Source organism: Nonomuraea sp. NPDC049028 (assembly GCF_043197735.1).
GTDB lineage: Bacteria > Actinomycetota > Actinomycetes > Streptosporangiales > Streptosporangiaceae > Nonomuraea.
Genome location: NZ_JBICTR010000016.1, coordinates 175,251 through 201,368, shown reverse-complemented (window position 1 = coordinate 201,368; position 26,118 = coordinate 175,251). Strand labels below are relative to the sequence as shown.

Sequence of the window (26,118 nt, the reverse complement as noted above, 5' to 3'; positions counted from 1 at the left end):
GAAGAGGCCATGTTCGCCACGCGTTACGCGATCATGTCGTCGCACATCGTCGCCCCCCGCGGCCGAGCAGCGCCAGCAGGCCGATCATGACCAGTCCGAGCGCCGTCAGTTCGGCTCGCTCGGTGAGGGTCGCGGCGTTGGCCAGCACTCCGAAGGCGGTGTGCGCCACCAACGCCCCGCCGGCCAGCGCGAGGCTGTGCCGGTCCGACCACGCGCCGCTCGTCGTCCAGCGGCGGACCAGCCACCACGCGAGCACCGCGAGGGCCGCGGCGGCCAGCATCGGCACCACCACCCAGTTGCCCCGGGTGAAGGCGGGCTGCGTGGCGCCGCCGAAGGGGAACAGGAGCGCGAGATAGCCGAACGCGACGATCCCCCCGAAAACCGCCACGGTCCACGAACCGGGCACCGCGCCCGTACCGGTAGCCGGAGCCGATGAGCGCCGGGCGGTCTGTGATACGCCGGGAAGCGGGTGCGAGGCGCGGGGGACGACACGCAGTGCCAGCACCGCGAGCAGGGCCACGGCCGCCAGGCAGCCCGCCACCACCGGGAGCGGCGCCTGGTAGCCGGGGTCGATGAAGCCCGTCACGCTCAACCGCAGCAGCGCCGCGCCCAGCACGAACACCACCCCGGTCACCACCAGCCCGGTCCGCTTCAGGTACGGCCTGTCCCGCATGCCTGGGAACACCAGGTCGACCAGCAGGATCGGCAGCGCCACACTGAACACGGCGTGGTAGGGGAGGTTGAGCTCGGTGTACGCGCTGTTCAGCCCGAGGATCCTGGGCGCCCACCCGGCGACGCCGTACAGGGTGGGGCTGCTGAGCGCCTGCAACGCCAGGCCCTCCTCGACGATGCCGTACGCGAGCCCGAGCAGCAGGATCGAGAGCCAGCCCGCGCCGCGCCGGCGTACCAGCTCGCGGATCAGCACGGTGCCCGCGCCGTAGATCGGCACCCACAGGAGCATCAGCCAGATCTGGCTCAGGGGTGGGTTGCCCAGGGTGAGCTCGGCGACGAGCGGGGTGATCACCGCGAGCAGCAGCGCGGCCCACCGGCGGCGTCCGCTGGAGTCTGTTGTGGTCATGCGGCCACGGTGCCGCGCGACGGGTGATCACCGCTGCTGGCGGAAGACCGCTCCATGGCAGCCTTGGTCGTCTTCCGGCAGTGACTTTGGTTGCTTACGCACGGGTCGGTGGCGGGCTAGCATCAGCGGTCATGTTCGTGGCCGGTGCGGAAGACGTACGGCCCGGCTGGATTCGGTCGCGGCGCGACTGGGTGGTCGGGGCGGGTGGGTTCATCCTCGCGCTCGCCGGCGCGGTCGGGGTCGTCTGGGGTGATCTGACGGGCGGCACGCCGGGCTGGTATCTGGTGGCCGATGTGGCGGGCGGCGCTCTGGCCTGCGCGGGGCTGTGGTTGTGCCGCAGGTGGCCGGTGAGCGTGGGGCTGGCCGTCATCGCGCTGTCGGTGCCCGCCGCGGCCGCCTCGGTGGCGGCCGGGATCGCCACGCTGATCGTGGCCCTCTACCGGAAGCCGCCCGCCGCGATCGCGGTGGGGGTGGCGGGGGTGGCCGCGACGCTGAGCAGGTTCGCCTGGCGGCCGCCGGGGCTGGCGCCCTATCCGGTGTGGGCGTTGGTGGGGGTGCTGTTCGGCGGGGCGCTGACCGGCTGGGGGATGCTGGCGCGCACCCGGCGGGAGCTGGTGCTGTCGCTGGCCGAGCGGGCCCGCCGGGCCGAGGCCGACCAGCGGCTGCGCGCCGAAGAGGCGCGCCGGGCCGAGCGGATCGGCATCGCACGGGAGATGCACGACGTGCTCGCCCACCGGCTGTCGTTGCTGGCGGTGCACGCGGGGGCGCTGGAGTTCAACGCGGACGCCACGCCGGGGGAGGTGGCCGACGCGGCGGGGGTGATCCGGTCGAGCGCGCGGCTGGCGCTGGAGGAGCTGCGGGCGGTGATCTCGGTGCTTCGCGAGGCGCCCCCGTCCGATGACGGTTCGCTGTCGCCCGGCCGCCCGGATCTCGCGTCGCTCGTGGCGGAGTCCCGGAGCGCCGGGATGCGGGTCGAGCTGCGCGATCACGGGCTCCGGCTGGCCGACCTGCCGGAGGTCACCGGGCGCGCCGCTTACCGCATCGTCCAGGAGGGGCTCACGAACGCGCGCAAGCACGCGCCCGGCCAGCCGGTCACGGTCGTCCTCTCTGGTACGGCGGGTGCTGAGCTGCGGGTCGAGGTGCACAATGCGCCGCCCGGCGGAATGACTTCATTCGGCCCGGACGCGGGGTCAGCCGGTGATGTGGGGCGGCCGGGGGCCGATGCGGGTCCCGGTGCGCTCGAAGCGCTGGCGTCAGGGGCGGATCTCGGGACGACCGGGGCGGGGGCGGGGCTGGCCGGGTTGGCGGAGCGGGCGGAGTTGGCGGGTGGGCGGTTGGCGTGCGGGCCAGTGGCGGGCGGGGGGTTCCGGCTGGTGGCCTGGTTACCATGGCCCGTGTGACTGAGCCGCCGCCACAGCAGCCACCCACGCGGCAATCGCCGCCGTCCCGGCCGTCGATCCGGGTGCTGATCGTCGACGACGACGCGCTCGTCCGCGCCGGTCTGGCGTTGATGCTCAAAGGCGCGGCCGACCTCCAGGTGGTGGGGGCGGTGGCCGATGGCGGGGAGGTGGTGGCCGCGGTCGACGCGCACGCTCCCGACGTGGTGCTGATGGACATCCGGATGCCCGGCCTCGACGGCATCGAGGCGACCCGGCGGCTGCGTAGCCGGCCCCAGGCGCCCGAGGTGGTCGTGCTCACCACGTTCGACGCCGACGAGCACGTGTTCAAGGCGCTGCGGGCGGGGGCCGGCGGGTTCCTGCTCAAGGACACCCCGCCGGAGGGGATCGTCGATGCCATCCGCCGGGTCGTGGACGGCGAGCCGATCCTGTCCCCGAGCGTCACCCGGCGGCTGATCGCCCACCTGGTGCCTGAGGAGGAGAGCCGTCGCCGGGCCGACGCCCGGACGGTGCTGGCGCGGCTCAGCCAGCGGGAGCGTGAGGTCGCGCTGGCGGTGGGGCAGGGCAAGCCCAACGCGGTCATCGCCGCCGAGCTGCACATGAGCGTCGGCACGGTCAAGGGCTACATCTCGCGCATTCTCACCAAGGCGGCTCTGGACAACCGGGTCCAGCTCGCTCTGGTCGTCCACGATGCCGAAGGCGCGTCATGAACCCCGCGTGGAGGCTCGCAGGGTGAGCTCGATGGGGTGGATCCGCTCCGTCCCCGCCGGAGCCGTGCCCGACAGCAGGTCGAAGAGCAGCTCCGCGCATCGTACCCCCGCCTCTCTGGGACGCAGGTCGATGGCGGTGATGGGCGGGTCGGCCAGTTGCATGGCGGGGCTGTCGACGCACGACGCGAGCAGCAGGTGGCGACCCCCCTCGCGACGCGGGTCGCCGTCGTCTGCACGGCGGAGCAGGTCGCGGCCCTCCTCGCGCAGGAGCGGCAGCAGGTCCGTGGCCGATCCGGCGGGCCCGCACACCAGCGCGTCGATGCGCGGCTCCAGCGCCAGCAGCTCGCGGGCGGTCTCGTGGACCTCGCCCGCCGAGCAGTCGAAGGGGACCGTACGGACCAGCGGGTCCACGTCGTGCCGGACGCACCAGTCGCGGAACCCCCGGTGTACGGAGGCGGCCCAGTCACTCACGTCGCCGGCCACGATGAGCGCGGGACGGGTCGCGCCGGAGGCGCGCAGGTGGTCCATCAGACGGCCCAGCATCTCGGCGTGTTCGGAGCGGACCACGCCGTCGGCCCGGCCGGTGCCGGTGAAGCGTTCGCAGGTGACCGTGGGCAGGCCGGTGTCCATGAGCTTGGCCACGATCGGGTCGTCGCCCAGGGGGTCGCCCAGCACGAGGCCGTCGACGCGCGGGGTGCGGCGGCCCGAGGTGATCAGCGTGACGTCGTAGTCGTTGTCGGCCGCCCCCTGCACGACCCCGAACACGAACGACATGTAGTAGGACGAGCGGGTGAGCACCTCCGGCACGTGCAGGCCGATGGTGCCGGTGCTCGCCCGGCGCAGGTGCCTGGCCGACCCGTTGGGTACGTAGCCGAGCGCGTCGGCGGCCTCCATCACCCTGGCCCTGGTCTCCTCCGACACCCGGCCGGACCCCCTGAGCGCGTCGGACGCGGTCGTCTTGGAGACCCCTGCCGTCTTGGCGACCGTGAGGATAGTGGCCGGCTCGTCTGCATGCACGCCCCGATGCTAGCCCCACCGGTGATCTGTTTCCGCCATGTATCGACCTGGCGAAAGGTCTTGTCCTCGTCCTGAGGCGGAAGTATGTTGGCCCGCATGCCGGAACGTTCCGGCAAGAAAGGGGCGGAAAGCCGGATGGCAGCTGGACGGCGGGTTCTCGGGGTCGGGGAGCGGTCTCATCCGCTCGACCCGCTCAGTGCGCAGGAGATCGAGGACGCCAGGCGGATCATGGCGGACGACGGAGTGCTGGCCGCCACCGGCCGGGTGGCCTACCTCGGGATCGAGGAGCCCCCGAAGGAGGACGTGCTCGGCGAGGCGCCCGCTGCCCGGCGGGCCCGCGCCCTCGTGCTCGACCTGGCGAGCGAGCAGGCGCAGGACGTGGTCGTCTCGCTCACCGAGGGACACGTGGTGGAGCGCCGGCCGATCGACCCGATCACCGACGGCCAAGTCCCCATGCTGGACGAGGAGCACGAGCTGGTCAGGCGGGTGCTCGGCGCCGACGCCGGCTGGGCCGCGGCGCTGGCCCGGCGCGGCCTGGACGACACGGCCCTGGTGTGGCTCGCCGCCCTGTCGGCGGGCAGCTACGGCCTGCCGGGCGAGGAGGGCAGGCGGATCGCCCGCGTGCTGGCCCACCTGCGCCCGACCGAGGAGAGCCTGCCCTGGGCGCACCCGATCGACGGCCTGGTGGCCTTCGTCGACCTGCTCAAGGGCGTGGTGATCGAGATCGTCGACACCGGCGTGCTGCCCATCCCCGCCGAGGCGGGCGACTACCACCTGGAGCGCGAGCACCGTACCAGTCAGCGCCCGATCCACATCACCCAGCCGGAGGGCCCCAGCTTCGGCATCGACGGCAACCTCGTCACCTGGGAGAAGTGGAACGTCCGCCTCGGCTACGACATGCGCGAGGGCCTGGTCCTGCACCAGATCGGCTTCGACGGCCGGCCCATCGTCTACCGGGCGTCGGTGGCCGAGATGCTGGTGCCCTACGGGGACCCGAGCCCGGTCCGGTTCTGGCAGAACTACTTCGACACCGGCGAATATCAGCTCGGCAAGCTGGCCAACGCGCTGGAGCTGGGCTGCGACTGCCTGGGCGAGATCACCTACTTCGACGTCACCGTCACCGGCGGCGACGGCTCGCCCAAGGTGCTGCCGAACGCGATCTGCATGCACGAAGAGGACTACGGCGTGCTGTGGAAGCACACCGACCCGGCCAACGACTCCCGCGAGACGCGCAGGCAGCGGCGGCTGGTGATCTCCTTCTTCGTCACCGTCGGCAACTACGACTACGGCTTCTACTGGTACCTCTACCTGGACGGCACCATCGAGCTGGAGGTCAAGGCCACCGGCATCGTGTTCACCGGCGCCTACGACGAGCGGGCCGCGCCGTACGGCTCGCAGGTGGCGCCGGGGCTGGCGGCGCCCTACCACCAGCACCTGTTCTCCGCGCGGCTGGACATGATGGTCGACGGCCCGGCCAACGCGGTGGACGAGGTGGAGGTCGTACGCCTGCCCATGGACGAGCGCAACCCGTACGGCAACGCCTTCGGCCGCAAGGCCACCCGGCTGCGCACCGAAGCGGAGGGCCGGCGCGACGCCGACCTGGCCACGGGCCGCACCTGGCACGTGGTCAACCCGGAGGTGACCAACCGCCTGGGCGAGCCCGTCGGCTACGCGCTGTACCCCGAGGGCCTGCCCACCCTGCTCGCCCACGAGAACTCCTCGATTCGCGCCAGGGCGGAGTTCGCCACCAGCCATCTCTGGGTCACCAGGTACCATCCCCGGGAGCGCTATCCGGCTGGTGACCTGGTCAATCAGCATCCGGGTGGCGCCGGGCTGCCCGCGTACACGGCCGCGGACCGCGACATCGACGGCCAGGACATCGTGCTGTGGCACACGTTCGGGCTGACCCATTTCCCCCGTACCGAAGACTGGCCGATCATGCCCGTCGACACGTGCGGGTTCACCCTGAAGCCCGTCGGGTTCTTCGATCGCAACCCCACGCTCGACGTCCCGCCGAGCAGCCAGGGCTCCTGTCACTAGAGATGAGGCGTCATGCGATACAGACTGGCCGGTAGCGTCGCGGCGGTCGTGTTGGCCACCTCCGCCTGCGGCGGCGGCACGGAAGCGGCCCCGCCGGGCACCGCGGCGACCGGCTCGGCCGCCGCCCCCGGCTACCTGGCCGTGGCCGACGGCAAGCTGCCCGCGGGCGGCGCGCTCAACGTCGCGGTGCACATCGACAGCGGCGCGGCGACCGGGCTCGACCCGCAGCTCGCCGACGTGGCCACCTCCTGGCAGCTGATGTCGCTGGTCTACGAGACGCTGGTCACCGTGGGGCCCGACTTCAGCCCGCAGCCGCGGCTCGCCGAGAGCTGGGACAACCCCACCCCGACCACGTACGTGTTCCACCTGCGCAAGGGCGTCGCCTTCTCCAATGGCAGGCAGATGACCGCCGACGACGTGGTGGGCAGCCTGAAGCGGCTGCTGGCCGCCAAGTCGGTGTGGCGGGGGCAGCTCGGCCCGGTCGAGAAGGTGACCAAGGTCGACGCGGCCACGGTCAAGGTCACGCTGGCCAAGCCGTACACGCCGTTCCTGGCGGCGCTCGCCAACGTGCCGGCCGCGATCCTGCCGATGAAGGAGATCGAGGCGAAGACGCTCGACCCGGCCAAGGAGATGCTGGGCACCGGGCCGTTCAAGGTGCAGGCACACCGCCAGGACGTGTCCTGGAATTTCGCCCGCAATGAGCATTACTGGGACAAGGGAAAGCCGGCCGCCGACAGCCTGACCGTCACGATCGCGCCCGAGGAGGCCGCCCGCGTCGCCGCCGTGCAGAACGGCAGCTCCGCCCTGGCCGCCCTGGGCAACGTCGACTCCGCCGCGATGCTGGCCGGCGCCGCGAACGTCAAGGTCGCCACCCAGGCCACCACCGACTTCTACTACCTGATGCTCAACTCCAAGAACCCCAAGTTCGCCGATCCCCGGGTCCGCCAGGCGCTGAACATGGCGCTGGACCGCAAGCAGATGGCCGAAGTGGCCCTCGGCGGCCAGGGCAAGCCCACCGGCGTCACCCCCGCCGGCCTGCCCGGCGCCTGCGACCCGGCCACGCTGCCCTCGGCCACCGCCGGTGGCGCCGCGAAGGCCAAGGAACTGCTCGCCCAGGCGGGCGTCGCGAACCTGTCGTTCACGCTCAGCATCTACTCCACCGAGCCGGCCCCCGCCGTCGCCCAGGTGATCCAGCAGAACCTCCAGCAGGCCGGCGTCACCGTCAAGATCGAGCAGATGGACGAGGCGAGCTGGGCGGGCAAGGTGTACGGCAAGGTGCCCGCGACGTTCGACGCCGCGCTGTCGTGGTTCGCCGGATACGCCGACCCCGGCATGGTCACCACCTGGTGGAACCCCGACGTCGCCGGCTTCAACGCGGGCTTCATGCAGGCCGACAAGGACCTCAACACGCTGATCACCGCCGCGACGGAGACCCCGTCGGGCGCCGAGCGCGACAAGGCGCTGGCCGCGGTGTGCGCCAAGGTGGACACCGACGCGCAGATGATCCCGCTGGTCACCCGCCCGGCCACGATCGCCTATCGCGCCGACGCGGTCAGCCCGAGCCTGTACGCCACCGAGGGCTACGGCAACCTGCTCCGGCTGGTCGCCGACGCCCGGGTCAAGAAGGGCTGACGATGCGGCTCCTGCTGTGGTGGGCGGGCCGGGCGCTGAGCTCGGCCGTCACCCTCCTCGGCATCTCCGTCCTGATCTTCGCGGCGCTGCGGCTGATGCCGGGCGGCTTCGCCGAGACGATCCTGGGCCCGTTCGCCACGCCCGCGCAGAAGGCCGAACTGGCCGCCAGGTACGGGCTCGACCAGTCGGTGTTCGCCCAGTACGGGCACTGGCTGGCCGCGGTCGGCACCGGGGACTTCGGCACCTCGATGATCAGCAGGCAGCCGGTCGCGGCCGAGCTGTGGGCCCGGCTTCCGGTGACGGCCCAGCTCACGCTGTTCGCCGTCGCCGCCGCCGTACTGGCGGGGGTGCCGCTCGGCGTGCTGACCGCGCTGCGCGCCCGCCCCGGAGGCGGCGGCGCGGCGGGACGGCTGCTGAGCGGGCTGGGCGTGAGCGTCCCCGAGTTCGCGCTGGGCAGCCTGGTGGTGTTCGTGGTCTCCCGGTACGGCCTGCAGACCAGCGGCTACCTGCTGCCCGCCGCGGTGCTGTCGATCTTCGCCATCTCGGCGACGGCCAGGACCACCCGCGACGCCGTGCTGAACGTGCTGGTCGAGCCGCACGTCACGGCCGCCGTCGCCCGGGGTGAGACGCCGTGGTTCATCGTCCGGCACCACATCCTGCGCAACGCGGCCGGGCCCGTGCTGACGCTCACCGCGACGATCACCGCCTACCTCCTCGGCGGCGCGCTGATCGTGGAGTACCTGTTCAACCTGCCGGGCATCGGCTCGTACGTCGTCCAGGCGGTGGGGCGCAGGGACTACGCGGTCGTGCAGGCGGGCGTGCTGCTGGCGGCCACCGTGTTCATCGTGATGAACGTCCTGATAGACCTGCTCGTCGGCCTGGTCGACCCGAGACTCGGGAGGCGCGCGTGAACAGGACCGCGCGGGTGAAGAGGTCCAGGCGGCTCGATCCGTTGTCGCTGACCGGCCTGGGCTGCCTGCTGCTGCTCGTCCTGGTCGCGCTCGGCTCGCTCGTACACGCCGGGGGAGACCCCGACGCGATCGTGGGCCCGCGGCTGCGGCCGCCGGGTCCCGGCTGGTGGCTGGGCACCGACAACCTGGGCCGCTCGATGCTGCCGCGCATTATGGAGGGCGTCGGCACCACGCTGCTGCTCTCCTCGGCCGCCGTCCTGGTGACCGCCGCCCTCAGCGCGGGCTTCGGCATCCTGGCCGGATACCGGGGCGGCTACCTGAACGAGCTGATCATGCGGGTGGTGGAGCTGCTCTACTCCTTCCCCGCCATCGTCCTGGCGATCCTGGTGGCGGCCGTCGCCGGGCCCGGTCAGCTAGCGGCCGTGGCCAGCATCGTGCTGGTCACGATCCCGCTGATGACCCGGCTCGTACGCGCCGCCGCCGTCGCCGTGGCCGAACGCGACTACGTGACCGCGGCGGCCATCAGCGGCGCGGGACTGCCCCGCATCCTCGGCCGCCACGTACTCCCGAACGTGGCCGGCACCATCGCGGTCCAGGGCACCTACGCGCTGTCGGTCGGCATCTCGGTCGAGGGCGGCCTGAGCTTCCTCGGCTTCGGCGTGCAACCGCCGCAGGCGTCGCTCGGGGTGCTGATCCGCCAGGGTGGCACGTACATGATGGCCGCCCCCTGGCTGATCATCGGGCCCGGCGTCGTGCTGGTGCTCGCCATCCTGTCCATCAACGTGCTGGGCGACGGGCTGCGCGACCGGTTCGAGCCGAGGGAGACGAGGTCACTGATATGAGCGCGCTGCTCGAAGTGGACGGCCTGGAGGTCGATTACGGGACGGCCCGCGCCCTCGACGGCGCCGACCTGCGCGTGGCGGCGGGCGAGGCCGTCGGGGTGGTGGGCGAGAGCGGGTCGGGCAAGTCCACGCTCGGCGCGGCGATCGGCCGCCTGCTGCCCCGCCAGGCGGTGGTGGCCGCCGGTACGGTACGTGTGGCCGGTGAGCCGGTGCTGGACCTGCCGCCCGCCGCGTTGCGGCGGCTGCGCAGGCAGCGGCTCGGCTTCGTCTTCCAGGACCCGATCGCCTCGCTCGACCCGACCATGCGGGTCGGCGCCCAACTCCGGCTCGTCCTCCGCGCACACGGCCGCGACGGGCGCTCCGGGCGCGACGGCTCCGAGAAGCCGGACGGGCGTGCGGGTCTCCAGGCTCAGGTGGCGTTTCATCTGGGGCGGGTCAAGCTCGACGACCCGCGCGTGGCCGCCGCCTACCCCCACCAGCTGTCCGGCGGCATGGCCCAGCGGGTGGCCATCGCGCTGGCCATGGCCGCCTCGCCCGAGTTGCTGGTCGCCGACGAGCCGACCGCCTCGCTCGACAGCCAGGTACGCGAAGAAGTGCTGAACGTGGTGTTCGCGCTGGCCCGGCAGGCGGGCACGAGCATCGTCTGGCTCAGCCACGACCTGCCGGCCGTCGCCCGCAGGTGCGACCGCGTGGCGGTCATGTACGCCGGGCGCGTCGTGGAGAGCGGCCCGGCGGCCGACGTGCTCGGCGATCCCGTGCACCCCTACACCGCCGCCCTGGCCAGGTCGGCTCCCGCCGTGGCCGTTCCCGGGGTACGGCTGGAGCCGGTGCCGGGCCGCCCGCCAGTCCTGACCGGTCCCTCGCCCGGCTGCGCGTTCGCGCCCCGCTGCCCCTTCGCCGAGGACCGCTGCGCCACCGAGCGCCCCGAACCGGTCCGCGTCGGCGCCAAGGACGTGCTCTGCCACCGGGCCGCCGAGCTGGAGGTGATCGCGTGATCCTCGATCTCACCGACGTCACGGTCTCCTTCACCACCGGCCCGCCGCTGCGCCGTACCCGGCTGGACGCCATGCGCGGCGTCTCGCTCTCCGTCGCCGAGGGCGAGACGCTCGGCCTGGTGGGCGAGTCCGGCTCGGGCAAGACGACCACCAGCCGAGTCGCGCTCGGCTTGCAACGGCCCACGTCCGGCACGGTCAGATTCGACGGCCGCCCCTTCCCCCGGCGGCGCAAGGACCTGGCCGGGCGGATGCAGGCCGTGCTCCAGCACCCGCACTGGTCGCTGAACCCCCGGATGCGCATCGGGCAGAGCGTTGCCGAGCCACTCGCCGTACTCGGGAAGGCCGCCGGTGACCTGGTACCCGAGGCGCTCGAACAGGTCGGCCTGGAGGCCGGCTTCGCCGACCGCTACCCGCACGAGCTGTCAGGTGGCCAGCGGCAGCGGGTGTCGATCGCCCGCGCGCTGATCACCCGGCCGAGCTTCATCGTCTTCGACGAGGCCGTCAGCGCCCTGGACGTCTCCGTCCAGGTGCAGATCCTCAACCTGCTCAAGGACCTGCAGGCGGAGTACGGCTTCGCCGCGCTGTTCATCTCCCACGACCTCGGCGCCGTCCGCTATGTGGCCGACCGGATCGCCGTCATGCGCGGCGGCGAGGTCGTCGAGACCGCCGACGCCGCCACCTTCTACTCCGCCCCCGAACATCCGTACTCGCGACAACTCCTGGAGTCCCTGTGACCCTCGCTCCCGTGTCGGCCTTCGCCGCCGGCGTGCCCGGTAACTCCGACCTCCCGCTGACCCCGCAGCCCAGCCCGGGGCGCGGTTCGGTCGCGTTCGACCTGCCCGGCGTGTTCGTCGGCACGGCGGAGTACGGCGAGGGCCCCACCGGCTGCACCGTCGTGCACGTCCCGGCGGGCGCGCGGACCGCCGTGGACGCTCGCGGCGGCGCGGTGGGCCTGAGCGGCGGCTACGACTACAACCATGCCATCTGCCTGACCGGCGGGTCGGTGTACGGGATGTCGGCGGTGGCCGGGGTGAGCGAGGAACTGCTGGCCCGGCGGAGCAACCAGACCAAGTGGGACGAGCTGCAGCTCGTCTCGGGCGCGGTGATCTACGACTTCTCCCCGCGGGACAACGCCGTGCACCCCGACGGGCCGCTGGGCCGCGCCGCGCTGCGCGCCGCCGTCGAGGGCGAGTTCCCGGTGGGGCGGTGCGGCGCCGGACGCAGCGCCAGCGCGGGCAAGGTCGACTTCGCCAGGGCCGAGTTCGCCGGGCAGGGCGCCGCGTTCGGCACTTTCGGGGCGGCCAAGGTCCTGGTGGCGACGGTGGTCAACTCCGTGGGCGTGGTCGTCGGCCGCGACGGGACGATCCTGCGCGGCAACTACCACGCCGACGAGGACGCCAGGCGCCACCCGAGCGTGGACTACGCGATCGCGTCGGACGCTCCGGCCGTCATGGGCAACACCACGCTGACGGTCCTGGTGACGAACGTCCGGCTGCACGACGTCGAGCTCACCCAGCTGAGCCGTCAGGTGCACGGCTCGATGCACCGGGGCATCCAGCCGTTCCACACCCAGAACGACGGTGACGTGCTGTTCGCGCTGACCACCGACGAGGTGGACCTGGGCGGCCTCAAGCCCGCCGGGCTGGGCGCCCTGGCGTCGGAGATCGCCTGGGACGCCATCCTGAGCAGCGTGGAGTAGGGGGAATGTACAGCTTCCCGCGTTTCGCGGCGCCGGACCACGCGCACGTGGCGCGGCTGGTGCGGACGAACCCGTTCGCGCTCGTGATCACCGCGACCGGCGGCGTGCCCGTGGCCAGCCACGTGCCCGTCATCGTGGAGAGCGGCGGCGAGTCCACGTTCGTGGGCGCGACGCTGCTCGGCCACATGGCCAGGGTCAACCCGCAGTGGCACGCCTGGGACCCGCCCTCCTCTGAAGCGCCCGAGGTGCTCGTGGTCTTCTCCGCCGCGCACGGCTACGTCTCGCCGACCAGCTACGCGGTCGATCCCGCCGTACCGACGTGGGACTACGCGGCCGTCCACCTGACCGGCCTGATCGAGCCGCACCCCGACCCCCTGGACGTGGTACGGCGCACGGTGGCGGAGCTGGAGTCGTCACGGACGCCCAGCTGGCGGCCCAGCCCGGCCTCAGAGGAGCGCTTCGCCAAGCTCGTGCCCGGCGTGGCGGCCTTCCGGGTGCGGGTCACGGCCGAGCAGAGCGTGTTCAAGCTGAGCCAGGACAAGGACGACGAGCAGCGACACCGGGTCCGCCGCGACGCGGACGCCGCCGTCGCGGCACTGATGGACGAGGTAGCCCCCAGATGACGACGTTTCCTTCCAACATCTCGTTTCCCTCCTACACCTCCACCTGCCTCGACGCGGCGGGACGGGGACGGCGGTTCGGCGCCCGCTGGCGCGAGGCCGTACACGCCAACCTCGACGGATATCTGCGGCTGTTCGAGGTGAGCGGCGCGAGTCACGGGCGGGTCAGAGAGCTCGGCGAGCGGGCGCTCGACAGCACGGCCGCGTGGGCGCCGGAGCTGGCCGAGGAGATCGGCGGCATCGCGGCGGGCTGCGGCCTGGCGGACTGGCAGGTCGCCGTCGTCAACGCGCGGACCGAGATCCTGGCCGCGCTGCGCCACGACGGCGAGGGCGAATGCTCCACCGCCGTCGTGCTCGGCGGCGGGCTGCCCCCGCGCACGACACAGACCTGGGACTGGCACGACCACCTGCGCGACGCGCCGGTGCTGTGGGCGTACGAGCCGCGCGAAGGGCACAAGGTACGCACCTTCACCGAGTTCGGGGTGCTGGCCAAGATCGGCGTGAACAGCGCGGGCCTGGGCGCGCACTTCAACATCCTGCGCCACGAGTCGGACCACGCGAACGTCGGCGTGCCCGTGCACGTCGTCGCGCGCCGGATCCTGGACGAGGCCGCCACCCTGGAGCAGGCCACCGAGATCGCCAGATCGGCGAAGACGTCCGCGTCCACGGTCATCACCGTGGTCACGGCGGAGGGGGCCAGGTCGCTGGAGATCTGCCCGGACGGCGTCGCGGTCGTCGAGGCGGACACCGCCGGCGTACTGCTGCACGCCAACCACTTCCTGGACGGCTCGCTGAGCGCGGGGGAGCGGCTGGGCACCGAGCGGCCGGCCACCTACGCCAGGCTCGAACATCTGGAGGAGCGGACCGGCGAGCTGGGCGACCCGGACGCCACGGCCAGGGCGCGGGCGATGACCTGCCACGCGCCGGTGGCGCCCGTGTGCGCGCACGCCGACCCGGCGCTCCCGCTGGATCAGCGCTGGGAGACGCTCGCGGTGATCAGCCTGGACGTGGCCGCGGCCGAGATGCGGGTGCACAAGGGCAGGCTCTGCCAGGTCACCGCCTCGACCTGGCAGACCTTCTGAGCCCCGTCAGTGGAACGCGGGCACGCCGGTCAGCGCCTTGCCCAGGACCAGCGTGTGGATCTCCGAGGTGCCCTCGTAGGTCAGCACGGACTCCAGGTTAACCGCGTGCCTGATCACCGGGTACTCCAGGGTGATGCCGCTCGCGCCGAGCAGGGTGCGGCACGTCCGGGCGATGTCGAGGGCCTCGCGCACGTTGTTCAGCTTGCCGGCGCTCACCTGCTCGGGGGTGAGCTCGCCCCGCTCCTTCAGCCGCCCGAGATGCACCGCCAGCAGCAGGCCCTTGCCCAGCTCCAGCGCCATGTCGGCGAGCTTCTCCTGGGTGAGCTGGAAGGAGGCGAGCGGCCGGGCGAAGATCTCCCGCTCGGCCGCGTAGGAGAGCGCGGTTTCCAGGCAGTCGAGCGCCGCGCCCATCGCGCCGAACACGATGCCGAACCGGGCCTCGTTCAGGCAGCCGAGCGGCCCGGACAGGCCGCGGGCGCCGGGCAGCATCGCCTCTTCCGGAAGCCGTACACCATCCAGCACCAACTCGCTCGTCACGCTGGCCCGCAGGGAGACCTTCCGCTTGAGATCGTGTACGGCGAAGCCCGGCGTGCCCGCCGGCACCAGGAAGCCGCGGATGCCCTCCTCGGCCCGCGCCCAGACCACGGCCACGTCGGACACCGAGCCGTTGGTGATCCACATCTTGGTGCCGTTCAGCACCCAGTCGGAGCCGTCCCGCTTGGCCGTGGTCCGCATGCCCGCCGGGTCGGAGCCGAAGTCGGGCTCGGTGAGGCCGAAGCAGCCGATGCGCTCACCCGCCGCCATCGCGGGCAGCCACTCCCGCTTCTGCTCCTCGCTGCCGTACTTCCAGATCGCGTACATGGCCAGCGAGCCCTGCACAGACACCAGGCTGCGCAGACCCGAGTCGGCCGCTTCCAGCTCCAGGCAGGCCAGGCCGTAGGCGACGGCGCCGAGGCCCGCGCAGCCGTACCCGTCCAGGTGCATGCCGAGGACGCCGACGGAGCCGAGCGAGCGGGCCAGCTCGCGGGCGGGCAGCGCGCCCGCCTCGAACCAGTCGGCGACGTACGGCCGGATCTCCCGGTCGCACACCTGCCGGACGGCCTGGCGGATGTCGCGCTCCTCGTCGGTGAGCAGGCCGTCGATGGCGAAGAGGGCGGAAGGATGCATGTCCCAGCTCCGTATTTTGGATCCAATATTGATTATCCAATATGACACAGTTAGGGTGCGTTGACCATGGACATCCTGAACCTCGTGGACGGTCGCTGGATCGAGGGATCCGGCGCGGAATTCGCCGACACCAACCCCGCCCGCCCGGACGAGATCGTCGCCCGCGGCCGGGCCGCCGGCCCCGAGCAGGTGGAGCAGGCGATCCGCGCGGCCCGCGACGCCGCGCCCGGCTGGCGGGCCACCCCGCACCACGAACGCGCGGCCGTCCTCACCGCGGCCGCCGCCCTGATCGAGGAGTCCGCCGAGGAGTGGGGACGGGAGCTGAGCCGCGAAGAGGGCAAGACCCTGCCCGAGGGCGTGGCGGAGGTACGCGGCGCGGCCAGGATCCTGCGGTACTACGCCGCCGAGGCCGACAGGGAGAGCGGCGAGATCTACGCCTCCCCGCGCCGCGGCGAGAACCTTCTCGTCATGCGCAAACCGGTCGGCGTCGCCGGAGTGATCACCCCGTTCAACTTCCCGATCGCGATCCCCGCCTGGAAGCTGGCGCCCGCGCTCACCTACGGCAACACGGTCGTCTGGAAGCCGTCCTCCCTCGTCCCGCTGCTCGCCGCCCGCCTGGCAGGCGCGCTGGCCGAGGCGGGCCTGCCCGCGGGCGTCCTCAACCTGGTGTACGGCGAGGCGGAGGCGGGCGCGGCCGTCATCGATCACCCCGGCGTGGACGTGGTCTCCTTCACCGGCTCCACCGAGGTCGGCCGGGCCGTCATCGCGCGCTGCGGTGAGCTGGCCAAACCGGTGCAGACCGAGATGGGCGGCAAGAACGCCGCCGTCGTCCTGGCCGACGCCGACCTCGACCACGCCGCCGAGCAGGTGTGTATGGGCGCGTTCCGGTCCACCGGGCAGAAGTGCACGGCGACCTCCCGGCTGGTGGTCGAGGAGTCCGTCGCCGACGAGCTGCTGCGCAAGGTGGCCGCCAAGGCGGAGGAACTGGTCGTCGGCGACCCGCTCGGCGCCGGGGTGGACATGGGACCACTGGTCAGCGCCGCGGCCAGGGACCGGGTGGCGGCGGGCGTGCGCGACGCGCTCGGGCAGGGGGCCACGGTGCTGGCCGGCGCCCGGCCGTACACCGACGGCGACCTCGCGGCCGGCTGGTTCACGCCGCCGACCGTGCTCGCGCTACCGGGCACGGACGTGGAGGTGTGGAGCAGGGAGCTGTTCGGGCCGGTCGTGGGCGCCGTGCGGGCCTCGGGTCCGGAGGAGGCGCTGCGGCTGGCCAACCGGAGCGAGCACGGCCTGTCGGCGGCGATCTTCACCAGGGACCTCGGCGCCGCCCTCCAGGCCGTCGAACACCTCGAGGTCGGCGTGCTGCACATCAACTCCGAGTCGGCGGGCACCTTCCCCTGGGTGCCGTTCGGCGGGCGCAAGCTCAGCGGCTTCGGGCCCAGGGAGCAGGGGCGCGCGGCCCGCGAGTTCTTCACCCAGACCGTGACCGTCTACCTCGGCGCCCCGGCGTGAGTGGCTCGTTGTCCGGGCTGTTGGTCGCCGACTTCAGTCGGGTGCTGGCCGGGCCGTACGCGACCATGCTGCTGGCCGACCTCGGCGCCGACGTCGTCAAGGTGGAACGCCCCGGCGCCGGCGACGACACCCGCTCATGGGGGCCGCCGCACGCCGGGGGAGTGGCCACCTACTACCTGGCCGTCAACCGGAACAAGCGCTCGATCGCCCTCGACCTGCGCGACCCGGCCGACCTGGAGGTGGCCCGCGCGCTGGCCGCCCGCGCCGACGTGCTCGTCGAGAACTTCAAGCCGGGCACCATGGACCGGCTGGGCCTCGGCTATGACGCGCTCAGGGAGGTTAACCCCGGGCTGGTCTACTGCTCGATCACCGGGTTCGGTGCGGGCAAGGGCGCGGAACTGCCCGGATACGACCTGATCGCACAGGCCGTCGGCGGGCTGATGAGCGTGACGGGCGAGCCGGAAGGCCCCGGCACGAAGGCGGGCGTGGCCCTCGTCGACGTGATCACCGGGCTGCACGCGGGGCTTGGCATACTGGCCGCGCTGCGCCACCGCGACGCCACCGGGCAGGGGCAGCGGGTTTCGGTGTCGCTCCTGTCATCGCTGCTGTCGGCTCTGACCAACCACGCCTCCGGGTACGCCGCCGCCGGGGTGGTGCCGAAGGCCATGGGGAACCGGCATCCCAGCATCGTGCCGTACGAGGTGTTCCAGGCCGCCGACCGGCCGATCGTCATCGCGGCGGGCAACGACCGGCAGTTCCGCGCCCTGTGCGAGGTGCTGGGCCGGGCCGACCTGGCCGACGACCCCCGGTTCGCCGCCAACACCGGCCGGGTCGCCGACCGGGAAGAGCTCGTGGCCGAGCTCGACCGGACCCTCGGGACGCGTACGGCCGACGAGTGGTTCGCCGCGCTCACCCCGGCCGGGGTGCCGTGCGGGCCGATCAACACCCTGGACGCGGCGTTCGCCTTCGCCGCCGAACTCGGGCTGGAGCCCTTGGTCGGCGATCAGGTGGCCAACCCCATCGGCCTGGGCGCGACGCCGCCGGAGTACCGCCTCCCGCCGCCCTCGCTCGGGCAGGACGCGGACTGGGTCCGTGAGATATTGGGGCAATGACCTCGGTAGAAGGGCACCGCAGGCCGCCCACGGCCCAGCAGTTCGTCCTGGAGGAGCTCAGGCGGGCGATCACCACCGGCCGGCTGCGTCCAGGCGACCCGATCAGGCAGGAGGCGCTGGCCGAGGAGTTCGACGTCAGCCGGGTCCCGCTGCGCGAGGCGCTCAAGACCCTGGAAGGCGAGGGGCTGGTCACGTACAAGGCGCACCGCGGCTACTGCGTGCAGCGGCTCTCGCTCGACGACCTGCGCGAGGTCTACCTGATCCGCGAGCTGCTGGAGGCCGAGGCGGTCCGCCGCGCGGTCGAACGCCTCACCGACGCCGGGCTGGCGGCGGCCGAGCACGCGCAGGCCGAGGTCGAGCGGGCCGCGGCGGCGGGTGACGTGCTGGAGATGGCCGAGGCCAACCGCCGCTTCCACATGACGATCTTCGAGTGGTCGGGGCTGCCGCGGCTGGTCCGGCTGATCAGGACGCTGTGGGACTCCACCGACGCCTACCGGTCGCTGTACTACGGTGAGGAGCTCAACAGGCAGCGGGTCATCGAGGAGCACCGTGCCACGCTCGACCTCCTACGCCGCCGCGACGCGGAGGCCGTGGTGCGCGTCCTGGCCGCCCACCGCGCCCACGCGGTTACGGCCATAGAGACGCAACTGGCTCCCGGAACGGTCGGCTGACCGTCTCTCGGCGCGGCGGCTGCGGTGTCAGCAGAACGCGAGGGACCCGTCCGGCCGGACGGGAACCCGGCGTTCCCAGTGCACGTAATCGTCCTCCGCCAGGGCGTCCTCGTCGATGGTGATGCCCCAGCCGGGCCGGTCGGGCCGCAGCTCCAGGTGCCCGTCGACCGGCACGTACGGGTCCGGGCACCACCTCGTCGTCTCCGGCTTGTACTCCAGGATCGAGAAGTTGCTGCAGGCCGCGGCGAAGTGCACGTTGTGCGCGGTGGCCAGCGGCCCCATCGGGTTGTGGGGCGCCACCATGGTGTTGAAGGTCTCGGCGAGGGTCGCGATGCGCCGCATCTGGGACATGCCGCCCACCACGCAGATGTCCGGCTGGACGATGTCGGCGCCCCCGTGGGTGAGCAGGTTCAGGAACTCGTGGGGGGAGTACAGGCTCTCCCCGGTGGCCAGGGGCACCCGCAACTGCTGGCGCAGGTAGCCCCAGGAGGCGAAGTGCTCCGGGCGGAGCGGCTCCTCCAGGAAGAGCGGGTCCATCGGCTCCAGGGCGTTGCCGAGCTGAACCGCCTGGTAGGGCTCGAAGATCTTGGCGTGCGCGTCGAAGGCGAAGTCGAACTCCTCCGGGCAGCACCGCCTGATCTCCTGAGCCCATTCCGCCGTCTCGGCGACGACGAGGCCCCAGCGTCTGGCGTGCAGGTCCGTACGGAACGGGCTCAGCTTGAAGGCGGTGAATCCGTGGCGCCGATGCAGCTCGGTGGCCTGGCGGCGGCACTCGTCGGGGTCGGGCGCGGAGTAGAGCCCGCAGTAGACGCGCACCCGATCCCGTACGGCGCCACCGAGCACCTGGTAGACGGGCACCCCGAGCGCCTTGGCGGTGATGTCCCACAGCGCGTGGTCGATGGCGGCGATCGCCGCCAGCCCGAGCGCCCCCTGCGGGAACCTGGCGGTGCGGAGGAGGAGCTGGGACACGTATTCCACGCGTCGCGGGTCCGCACCCCTGATCTGCTCGCCGAGGTAGTCGAGCAGGGGGCCGAGCGCCAGGTCGGGACCATGGTTGTAGGCCTCGCCCCAGCCGCTGACGCCCTCATCGGTGTCGACGCGCACCAGCACTCGGGGACGATCGCCGACGCGCTGCACGAACGAGCGGAGGCCGCTGATCCTCATGACGCCGCCACGGGCAGGGGCCCGAGATCGTCGGCCTTCGCCCACTCGGTGAGGATCCGCGCGACCTCCTGCCGTTCGGGTTCGCCGAGGACGGTGCTCGGCGCCCGGACCGCGCGGTCGCACAGGCCGAGCTGGTGCATCGCCTCCTTGACGACGCTGACGTTGTTGGCTCCGCCGTCGACCGCGCGCAGGTGCTCGAACCGCGAGATGTCGTGGAGCATCCGCTCCGCCGCCGGATAGCGCTCCTCGCGTAGGGCGTCCCTAAGCCGGAGGGAGAAGGCGGGGTTGACGTTCACCAGCCCGGAGGTGAAGCCCTCGGCCCCGTGGACGGCGTAGGACAGCGCGTACGGTTCGGCCAGCCCGGCGATCCAGACGAACCGGTCGGGGCCTGTCTCCGCGCGTAGCTGCGCGAAGCGGTTCACGTCCGTGACGGCGTACTTCAGGGCGATCACGTTGGGGCACAGGTCGCCCAGCCGCGCCAGCAGCCGGCCGTCCACCCAGGCGTTGCGCAGGTAGAGGACCAGGGCCAGGTCCGGCACCGCGTCGGCGATCTCCCTGTGGTAGTCGAGCCAGCCCTGGGCGGACACGTGCGGGTGCACCGGCTGGTGGACCATGACCATCCGGATGCCGTGCGCCGCCGCGTGGCGGGCCTCCTCGACGGCGGTGGCGACGTCGAGGCCGATCCCGGCCAGGAGGTGCGCCTCTCCCCGCACGGCCTCCGCGGCGGCCGTGATCAGCTGAAGCCGCTCCTCGGCGCTCAGGGCGTAGAACTCGCCGGTGTTGCCGTTCGGGGTGATCACGTTGACGCCCGCGTCGACCAGGCGGCGCAGCAGCGAACGGTACAGCGCGAGGTCGGGGACGCCGTCGGCGTAGGGCGTGACCGGGATGGCGACGACGTCGCGCAGGGCCCGGGAGAGCTCACCGAACCTCATTGCCGGCCTCCTTGATCTGCTGGAGCGCCCGCTCCTGGAACACGCTGATGTGCTGCAACACGAGCCGGGCCGCCTCGTCGGCCTGCCCGTTCAGTGCCGCCTCGAGAATCTGCCGGTGCTCCTGCGCCTCGTCCTCCCAGGAGGGACGCTGGGACCAGACGTTGACGGAGATGAGGGCCGTCTGGTCGCGCAGCTGGTCGAGCACGCCGACCAGCACCTCGTTGTCGCAGTCGGCGTAGAGGGCGCGGTGGAAGTCGCGATTGGCGAGGCTGCGGGTCACCTCGTCCGTGGCCTCGTCCGACTTGCGCAGGGCCTCGCGGGCGAGCCGACCGCCGTCGCGCAGTCCCGCCTCGACGCTTCGCCGCACCGCGGCCGGCTCGATCAGGCACCGGGCGTCGAACACGCTGCGCGTGAGGCGCTCGTCGACCTTGCGGACCGTCACCCCGGTGTATTCGCTGATGGTGACCAGGCCGGCGCCGCTGAGCGTCTTGAGCGCCTCGCGCACCGGAGTCTTGGAGACACCGAAACGGCTGGCGAGCTCCACCTCCACGAGGGCCCGCCCGGCCGGCAGCTCGCCGCTCAGAATGCCGCGACGCAGCGCTTCGAGGACGAGAGCCGTCCTGGAAGACGCTTTGATCGCGCCCAACGCTGTCTCACTCACCCGCACTCCTTCACTTGTCGTCGACCACCGTAACCGGCGCTCCGTCTCGCCGTCCGGGGATCGTGGGGCACATGGCCCATTGTATAGAACCGACCATACCCTAAATCTCATATCTCATGTACCGTATGGCAACCGCACAGCGGAGCGCAGTTCTTGGTGAACGAGAGGAAAGACCCATGACTCGTCAGCAGCATCCGGCCGAGGCCCTCGGCCGGCACGCCCTGTCCCGGCGCGGCTTCATCCGGACGGCGGCACAGGCCGGCGTCGCCATGGGCCTGGCATCCGCGGTGAGCGCCTGCGGCGACTCAGGCGGCGGCAGTGGCGGCGCCGTCACGCTGCAGTTGTGGGACACCGACACCCGCCCGGAGCGCACGGCCAACCTCAAGAAGCTGATCTCGATGTTCGAGGCCAAGAACCCCGGCATCCGCATCAACTACCTGGGCCTGCCCACTGACCAGTACATGCAGAAGATCAACACCGCGATCGCCACACGCTCCACACCCGACCTGCTCACCCCGAAGGCGTCCGACCTCGCGGCCCTGGTGGCCCAGAACGCGCTCGCTCCCCTGGACGAACGCCTGAAGAAGGCCGGCCTCGAACAGCAGATCTCCGAGCAGATGCTCAAGTCCTCCCGGGCCGCCGCCCCCGACGGCAAGCTCTACCTGACGCCCACCACCAGCCTCGCCGACGTGATCTACTATCGCGCCGACTGGTTCCAGGAGGCCGGGCTGAAGCCGCCGGCCACCTGGGCGGACTTCGACGCGGCCGCGAGCCGCCTCACCGACGCCTCCTCCGGCCGCTTCGGCTACACGCTGCGCGGCGGCAACGGCTTCTTCGGCCAGCTCGTGCAGATGGTCTATCCACGCGCGGGCGTGAGCACGTTCTTCCGCGCGGACGGGTCCTCCACGCTGGACGACCCCGCGGTCATCGCCGCCTGCGAGAAGTACGTTGCCCTGTTCGGCAAGCAGACCGCGCGCAGTGACCTGACCGCCGACTTCAAGACCATGGTGGCCCAGTTCGGCAACGGCGGCGCGGCCATGTTGAGCCACAGCATCGGCTCCTACCCCAACCACGTCGCCGCCCTGGGAGCCGAGAAGGTCGGCGCCGTCGCGCCCTTCCCCGGTCCGGACAACCAGGTGCTGACCGGCTGGATGACGACCGGGTTCGCGATGTTCCAGAAGAGCGAGCACCAGGAGGAGGCCTGGAAGTTCCTCGCCTACACGATGGAGCCCGAGGGCAACAGCTTCTGGGCCCAGAAGTCCGGATACCTCCCGGGCAACAAGACGGTCGCGAAAGAGAAGTGGGTGACCGAGAACGCCGCCATGAAGGCCGCGCTGGAGGCCGCCGCCAAGCCCGGCGTCGTGACCCTGGAACAGCCCTACTACCTGCCGGAATTCACCTCCATCACCGTCACGGACCTGCTTCCGGAGTGGCAGAAGGTGCTGCAGGGCAGCCTGACGCCCCGTGACTTCCTCACCGCCGCGGCCGGGGCCCTGACCACGGCCAAGCGCAAGTACGACAAGGAGCACGGATGAGCTCCACGACCGCCGAACCGCTGCGCCGCCCGTCCGCGGCGCGCCGCCCCACCGGGTCCCGGGCCGGGCACGCGTACCTGCTGATCGCGCCGGCCGTCGTGCTGGTGCTGGTCTTCCTGCTCTATCCCGTGCTCAGCGTCTTCTGGGAGAGCCTGCGCCACCACAACCTCACCCGGCCCCTCGACGACGGGTTCGCCGGCCTGGACAACTACCGGGCCCTGCTGGCCGACGAGGTGTTCTGGCGGAGCCTGCGCTTCACCGCCCAGTGGGTGTTCGTGGAGGTGGGGCTGCAGTTCGTGCTCGGCCTGGCGCTGGCGCTGGTGCTGAACCGCACCTTCGTGGGCCGCGGGCTGGCCCGCGCCCTGGCCTTCAGCCCGTGGGCGGTGTCGGGCATCCTCACCACGACGATCTGGATCCTGCTCTACAACCCCACCACCGGGATCGGGCACTACCTGGCGTCCATGGGCATCGGCGAGTACGGGACCTCCCTGCTGTCGGAGCCCGGCACGACCTTCTGGGCCTTGGTCATCGCCGAGCTGTGGAAGGGCATCCCGTTCTTCGCCATCCTCATCCTCGCCGACCTGCAGTCGGTGCCGCTGGAGCTGTACGAGGCCGCGAACGTCGACGGCGCCGGGCCGCTGCGCCGCTTCTCGGCGGTGACCTGGCCGCACATCCGCAGGGCCGTGGTCATCGCCACGCTGCTGCGGGCGGTGTGGGAGTTCAACAACGTCGACCTGCTGTACACGATGACCGCAGGCGGCCCGGCGGGTTCGACGACCACACTGCCGCTCTACGTGGCCCAGACCGCCATCCACGACCAGGACTTCGGCTACGGCTCCGCGCTCACCGTCACGGCGTTCCTGCTGCTGACCTTCGCGTCCATGGTCTACCTGCGCATCAGCTCCGGCGATTCCAAGGAGGGCAAGTGAGCCTCGCCACCCGCGACGACGTCGGGCGAGTCCCGGCGGAACCACCGACCCGGCGGGACGCGACCGGCGCGCACGCGGCCCGCAAGCGACGGCGCTCGATGGGCGACCGTCTGATGCTGTGGCTGCCGCTGACGTTGTTCCTGCTTTTCACGCTCGTCCCGTTGTACTGGATGGTGCTGTTCGCCTTCCGGCCGGCGGGTTCCACGGCCCTCGTACCGTGGCCCATCACCCTGGAGAACTTCAGCAGGGTCTGGGAGGGCTCGGGCTTCGGCGTCTACTTCCGCAACAGCATCGCCGTCGCGGTCGCCAGCCTCGTCGTGTCGACAGTGATCGGCATGCTCGGCGGGTACGCGCTCGCCCGCCTCACCTTCCGCGGCAAGAACGTCTTCCTGGTCATCATGCTGTGCACGCAGTTCATCCCGGGCGCCATGATGCTCATCCCGCTCTTCCAGATCTTCAACGGGCTCTATCTGACGAACAGCCTATGGAGCCTGATCATCGCCGACACCGTCTTCCACCTGCCGCTCTCCCTCGTCCTCATGGCGGGCTTCATCAGAAATGTGCCGGTCACCCTGGAGGAGTCGGCTCAGGTGGACGGGTGCGGCCGGATCCGGGCGTTCTGCGCGGTCGTCCTGCCGCTGCTGAAGCCCGGGATCGTCGCCGTCGGGTCCTTCGCGTTCATCAGCGCGTGGAACAACTTCCTGTTCGCCATCATGTTCATCAGCTCGCAGGACCGGTTCACCGTGCCCGTCGGACTGAGCTACCTGCTGGGCGAGTTCGGCTCCGACTTCGGCGCTCTCGCCGCCGGGGGCCTGATCGCCGTCGCGCCCGTCGTCGTGCTCTTCGCGTACGTCCAGCGCTTCCTCATCCAGGGGTTGAGCGCCGGCGCGGTCAAGGGCTGACGCCGGTGCGCGGTTCGATGTGGATCCCGCGGCGACGGTGGCTCGCTCGGCGTCGGTGAGCTTCGGCAACCGCGACGCCAGACCCTCGGCGTCGTCGTGAACCACGAGATTCCTGATCTCGGTACGGATGGCCTCACCGACGCCGGGCCGGCGGCGGCCGAGCGCGCGCAGGCCGAGGTCGAGCGGGCCGCGGCGGCGGGTGACGTCCTGGAGATGTCCGAGCCCAACCGCCGCTTCCACATGACGATCTTCGAGTGGCCGGGACTACCGCGGCTGGTCCTGCCGATCAGCACGCTGTGGGACTCCACCGACGCCTACCGGTCGCTGTACTACGGTGAGGAGCCCAGGGAGGGCCCGCCGGGCTGATCACGTTCCCGAGACGGCCGGGTTACTGAGCCTCGCGGGCCTTCTCATCACACATGCGGGAGATGATGAGGTGGACATCGATGCCGCCGTGGCTGCGGATGACGTGTGGGAATTGCTGGACGAGGACATCTGCGTTACGTGGGTTCGCGGCGCCGAACCCGAGGACGTCGTTCGGGCCTTCAACGGCGAGCCCACCGATGCAGCCCAAGGCCAGGTCACCAGTCTCGCCGACCAACTGGCGCTCCGGTTGGCCGGGCAGTCAGAACCGGTGGTCCTGCTGCGCAGGCAAGGAGAATGGATCATCGTGCTGGAACCGGACAGCACCATCGGCGCACACGATGACGTCCTGCTCGACGCCTGCGGCTCCGGTGAGGGGTTCAACCTGACCTGGTGCGCCGGCACGGACGCGAACCTCTCCTACACCACCGGTTCGGCGATCACCGTGGCCTTCGACCCCGCCGACATGCGTGACGACCAGGAGGGCCTCGACGACGCCCGCCGATGGAGCAGGTCCCTGGGGATCGATGACGGGGACTGGCGCGCATCGTGGAAGGCCGCGGCCTTCACCCTAGCCGAGGCGGTCACCGGCATCGAGACCGACGACGCCTGGATGGACTCGGTGTGGACGCCCATCCGGATCCGCCCGTCCCGTCCTGCGCGTCAAGGCGCCGTCCGACTGCCGTACGCGGACATGCGGGAACTTCTCACCCGGGCACCGCAGATCCGCGACATCGTCCACCACCCCGGACCAGAGCAGGTGCCCAGGATGCTGCGGATGTTCATCACCATCGGCCTGTCCACCGCCGACCTGCGCACTCCCCTCACAGAGGCCGCCTTGGCCGCCATCGACGCCCGGCCACCAGAAGCGGAGATCGAGCTCCTTGTGCACCGGCTGCGGGCCCTGTCCGACGAGTACGGCCGCCAGATTGGCATAGCTGGTACGCAGACACAGGTAGATGACCTGCACCGCAAGCGCAACGCGCTGTCGGCCGCCACTATTGCGCTGGGTCCCGACCCCCTGGATGTCTTCCCCCAAGTGGCCAGTCTCACCCGGAGCCTCGGGCTACGCCGGGACAACGACGATTATCTGAGTCTCGAGGTATTGAACATCTGCTATAGGCACATCGTCTCTACCTGAACCTGC

General features: G+C 71.6%; 25 protein-coding genes. 19 read left to right on the top strand and 6 right to left on the bottom strand.

What is annotated here, in order from left to right; all coding sequences use genetic code 11:
- Positions 1–31 precede the first annotated feature (31 nt).
- Positions 32–1,078 carry a hypothetical protein gene (locus tag ACGFJ2_RS50330; RefSeq protein ID WP_393480882.1) on the bottom strand — a complete coding sequence of 349 codons (1,047 nt, stop codon included), beginning with the start codon at positions 1,076–1,078 and terminating at the stop codon, positions 32–34.
- A gap of 131 nt (positions 1,079–1,209) precedes the next feature.
- Between ACGFJ2_RS50330 and ACGFJ2_RS50325 the strand changes: the two genes are divergently transcribed.
- Together ACGFJ2_RS50325 and ACGFJ2_RS50320 are read left to right on the top strand one after the other, a co-directional pair.
- Positions 1,210–2,478, top strand: a complete 1,269-nt coding sequence (locus ACGFJ2_RS50325; protein ID WP_393480880.1) for a sensor histidine kinase — start codon at positions 1,210–1,212, stop codon at positions 2,476–2,478.
- On the top strand, positions 2,466–3,185 hold the full coding sequence (locus ACGFJ2_RS50320) for a response regulator (RefSeq protein WP_393480877.1): 720 nt from the start codon (positions 2,466–2,468) through the stop codon (positions 3,183–3,185). The genes ACGFJ2_RS50325 and ACGFJ2_RS50320 overlap by 13 nt, the downstream gene beginning before the upstream one ends.
- On the opposite strand, the gene ACGFJ2_RS50315 is transcribed toward ACGFJ2_RS50320, so the two are convergent.
- A complete protein-coding gene (locus tag ACGFJ2_RS50315) occupies positions 3,180–4,202 on the bottom strand; it encodes a LacI family DNA-binding transcriptional regulator (protein ID WP_393480875.1) in 1,023 nt (340 codons plus the stop codon). The genes ACGFJ2_RS50320 and ACGFJ2_RS50315 overlap by 6 nt on opposite strands.
- A gap of 96 nt (positions 4,203–4,298) precedes the next feature.
- On the opposite strand from ACGFJ2_RS50315, the gene ACGFJ2_RS50310 reads away from it, so the two are divergent.
- Genes ACGFJ2_RS50310 through ACGFJ2_RS50270 form a run of 9 tightly spaced genes read left to right on the top strand, consistent with a single transcriptional unit; the run spans position 4,299 to position 14,023 of the window.
- Positions 4,299–6,242 carry a primary-amine oxidase gene (locus tag ACGFJ2_RS50310; RefSeq protein ID WP_357952690.1) on the top strand — a complete coding sequence of 648 codons (1,944 nt, stop codon included), beginning with the start codon at positions 4,299–4,301 and terminating at the stop codon, positions 6,240–6,242.
- Between the two features lie 12 nt (positions 6,243–6,254).
- Entirely contained in the window at positions 6,255–7,874 is a 1,620-nt protein-coding gene (locus ACGFJ2_RS50305) for an ABC transporter substrate-binding protein (protein ID WP_393480871.1), read from the top strand.
- A gap of 2 nt (positions 7,875–7,876) precedes the next feature.
- Positions 7,877–8,785 (top strand): ABC transporter permease, encoded by a 909-nt coding sequence (locus ACGFJ2_RS50300; protein ID WP_357952692.1) that lies wholly within the window; start codon positions 7,877–7,879, stop codon positions 8,783–8,785.
- The gene (locus ACGFJ2_RS50295) at positions 8,782–9,627 is read left to right on the top strand and encodes an ABC transporter permease (RefSeq protein WP_357952693.1); all 846 of its coding nucleotides are present in this window, start codon (positions 8,782–8,784) and stop codon (positions 9,625–9,627) included. Before ACGFJ2_RS50300 ends, ACGFJ2_RS50295 begins: the two co-directional genes overlap by 4 nt.
- The gene (locus ACGFJ2_RS50290) at positions 9,624–10,622 is read left to right on the top strand and encodes an ABC transporter ATP-binding protein (protein ID WP_393480868.1); all 999 of its coding nucleotides are present in this window, start codon (positions 9,624–9,626) and stop codon (positions 10,620–10,622) included. The genes ACGFJ2_RS50295 and ACGFJ2_RS50290 overlap by 4 nt, the downstream gene beginning before the upstream one ends.
- Positions 10,619–11,356 (top strand): ATP-binding cassette domain-containing protein, encoded by a 738-nt coding sequence (locus ACGFJ2_RS50285; RefSeq protein WP_393480865.1) that lies wholly within the window; start codon positions 10,619–10,621, stop codon positions 11,354–11,356. Before ACGFJ2_RS50290 ends, ACGFJ2_RS50285 begins: the two co-directional genes overlap by 4 nt.
- On the top strand, positions 11,353–12,321 hold the full coding sequence (locus ACGFJ2_RS50280) for a P1 family peptidase (protein WP_358184604.1): 969 nt from the start codon (positions 11,353–11,355) through the stop codon (positions 12,319–12,321). Before ACGFJ2_RS50285 ends, ACGFJ2_RS50280 begins: the two co-directional genes overlap by 4 nt.
- 5 nt (positions 12,322–12,326) lie before the next feature.
- Complete coding sequence (locus ACGFJ2_RS50275; protein WP_393480862.1) at positions 12,327–12,944, top strand: FMN-binding negative transcriptional regulator; 618 nt, start codon at positions 12,327–12,329, stop codon at positions 12,942–12,944.
- Complete coding sequence (locus ACGFJ2_RS50270) at positions 12,941–14,023, top strand: C45 family autoproteolytic acyltransferase/hydolase (protein ID WP_393480860.1); 1,083 nt, start codon at positions 12,941–12,943, stop codon at positions 14,021–14,023. The genes ACGFJ2_RS50275 and ACGFJ2_RS50270 overlap by 4 nt, the downstream gene beginning before the upstream one ends.
- A 6-nt stretch (positions 14,024–14,029) precedes the next feature.
- Here the strand turns inward: ACGFJ2_RS50270 and ACGFJ2_RS50265 are convergent, their stop codons facing one another.
- Positions 14,030–15,190: an acyl-CoA dehydrogenase family protein gene (locus ACGFJ2_RS50265; RefSeq protein WP_358184595.1), complete on the bottom strand. Its 1,161-nt coding sequence runs from the start codon at positions 15,188–15,190 to the stop codon at positions 14,030–14,032.
- Between the two features lie 66 nt (positions 15,191–15,256).
- Between ACGFJ2_RS50265 and ACGFJ2_RS50260 the strand changes: the two genes are divergently transcribed.
- The 3 genes from ACGFJ2_RS50260 to ACGFJ2_RS50250 are packed head-to-tail and all read left to right on the top strand — an operon-like array spanning position 15,257 to position 18,485.
- Positions 15,257–16,702, top strand: a complete 1,446-nt coding sequence (locus ACGFJ2_RS50260) for an aldehyde dehydrogenase family protein (protein ID WP_393480856.1) — start codon at positions 15,257–15,259, stop codon at positions 16,700–16,702.
- Positions 16,699–17,814, top strand: a complete 1,116-nt coding sequence (locus ACGFJ2_RS50255) for a CaiB/BaiF CoA transferase family protein (RefSeq protein ID WP_393480853.1) — start codon at positions 16,699–16,701, stop codon at positions 17,812–17,814. Before ACGFJ2_RS50260 ends, ACGFJ2_RS50255 begins: the two co-directional genes overlap by 4 nt.
- A complete protein-coding gene (locus ACGFJ2_RS50250; protein WP_358184586.1) occupies positions 17,811–18,485 on the top strand; it encodes a GntR family transcriptional regulator in 675 nt (224 codons plus the stop codon). Before ACGFJ2_RS50255 ends, ACGFJ2_RS50250 begins: the two co-directional genes overlap by 4 nt.
- A gap of 27 nt (positions 18,486–18,512) precedes the next feature.
- On the opposite strand, the gene ACGFJ2_RS50245 is transcribed toward ACGFJ2_RS50250, so the two are convergent.
- Genes ACGFJ2_RS50245 through ACGFJ2_RS50235 form a run of 3 tightly spaced genes read right to left on the bottom strand, consistent with a single transcriptional unit; the run spans position 18,513 to position 21,242 of the window.
- Complete coding sequence (locus ACGFJ2_RS50245) at positions 18,513–19,649, bottom strand: mandelate racemase/muconate lactonizing enzyme family protein (protein ID WP_393480851.1); 1,137 nt, start codon at positions 19,647–19,649, stop codon at positions 18,513–18,515.
- On the bottom strand, positions 19,646–20,581 hold the full coding sequence (locus ACGFJ2_RS50240) for a dihydrodipicolinate synthase family protein (RefSeq protein WP_358184583.1): 936 nt from the start codon (positions 20,579–20,581) through the stop codon (positions 19,646–19,648). The genes ACGFJ2_RS50245 and ACGFJ2_RS50240 overlap by 4 nt, the downstream gene beginning before the upstream one ends.
- The gene (locus ACGFJ2_RS50235; RefSeq protein ID WP_357952726.1) at positions 20,568–21,242 is read right to left on the bottom strand and encodes a GntR family transcriptional regulator; all 675 of its coding nucleotides are present in this window, start codon (positions 21,240–21,242) and stop codon (positions 20,568–20,570) included. The genes ACGFJ2_RS50240 and ACGFJ2_RS50235 overlap by 14 nt, the downstream gene beginning before the upstream one ends.
- A gap of 176 nt (positions 21,243–21,418) precedes the next feature.
- Between ACGFJ2_RS50235 and ACGFJ2_RS50230 the strand changes: the two genes are divergently transcribed.
- The 5 genes from ACGFJ2_RS50230 (at position 21,419) to ACGFJ2_RS50210 (ending at position 26,112) form a co-directional block, all read left to right on the top strand.
- A complete protein-coding gene (locus ACGFJ2_RS50230; protein WP_393480847.1) occupies positions 21,419–22,777 on the top strand; it encodes an ABC transporter substrate-binding protein in 1,359 nt (452 codons plus the stop codon).
- Positions 22,774–23,706, top strand: coding sequence for a carbohydrate ABC transporter permease (locus ACGFJ2_RS50225; RefSeq protein ID WP_393480844.1), 933 nt, complete (start codon positions 22,774–22,776; stop codon positions 23,704–23,706). The genes ACGFJ2_RS50230 and ACGFJ2_RS50225 overlap by 4 nt, the downstream gene beginning before the upstream one ends.
- Complete coding sequence (locus tag ACGFJ2_RS50220; RefSeq protein WP_358184574.1) at positions 23,703–24,608, top strand: carbohydrate ABC transporter permease; 906 nt, start codon at positions 23,703–23,705, stop codon at positions 24,606–24,608. Before ACGFJ2_RS50225 ends, ACGFJ2_RS50220 begins: the two co-directional genes overlap by 4 nt.
- 96 nt (positions 24,609–24,704) lie before the next feature.
- Entirely contained in the window at positions 24,705–24,974 is a 270-nt protein-coding gene (locus ACGFJ2_RS50215; protein ID WP_393480842.1) for an FCD domain-containing protein, read from the top strand.
- 70 nt (positions 24,975–25,044) lie between these two features.
- Positions 25,045–26,112, top strand: a complete 1,068-nt coding sequence (locus tag ACGFJ2_RS50210; RefSeq protein ID WP_393480839.1) for a DUF6461 domain-containing protein — start codon at positions 25,045–25,047, stop codon at positions 26,110–26,112.
- The last annotated feature ends 6 nt before the right edge of the window (positions 26,113–26,118 follow it).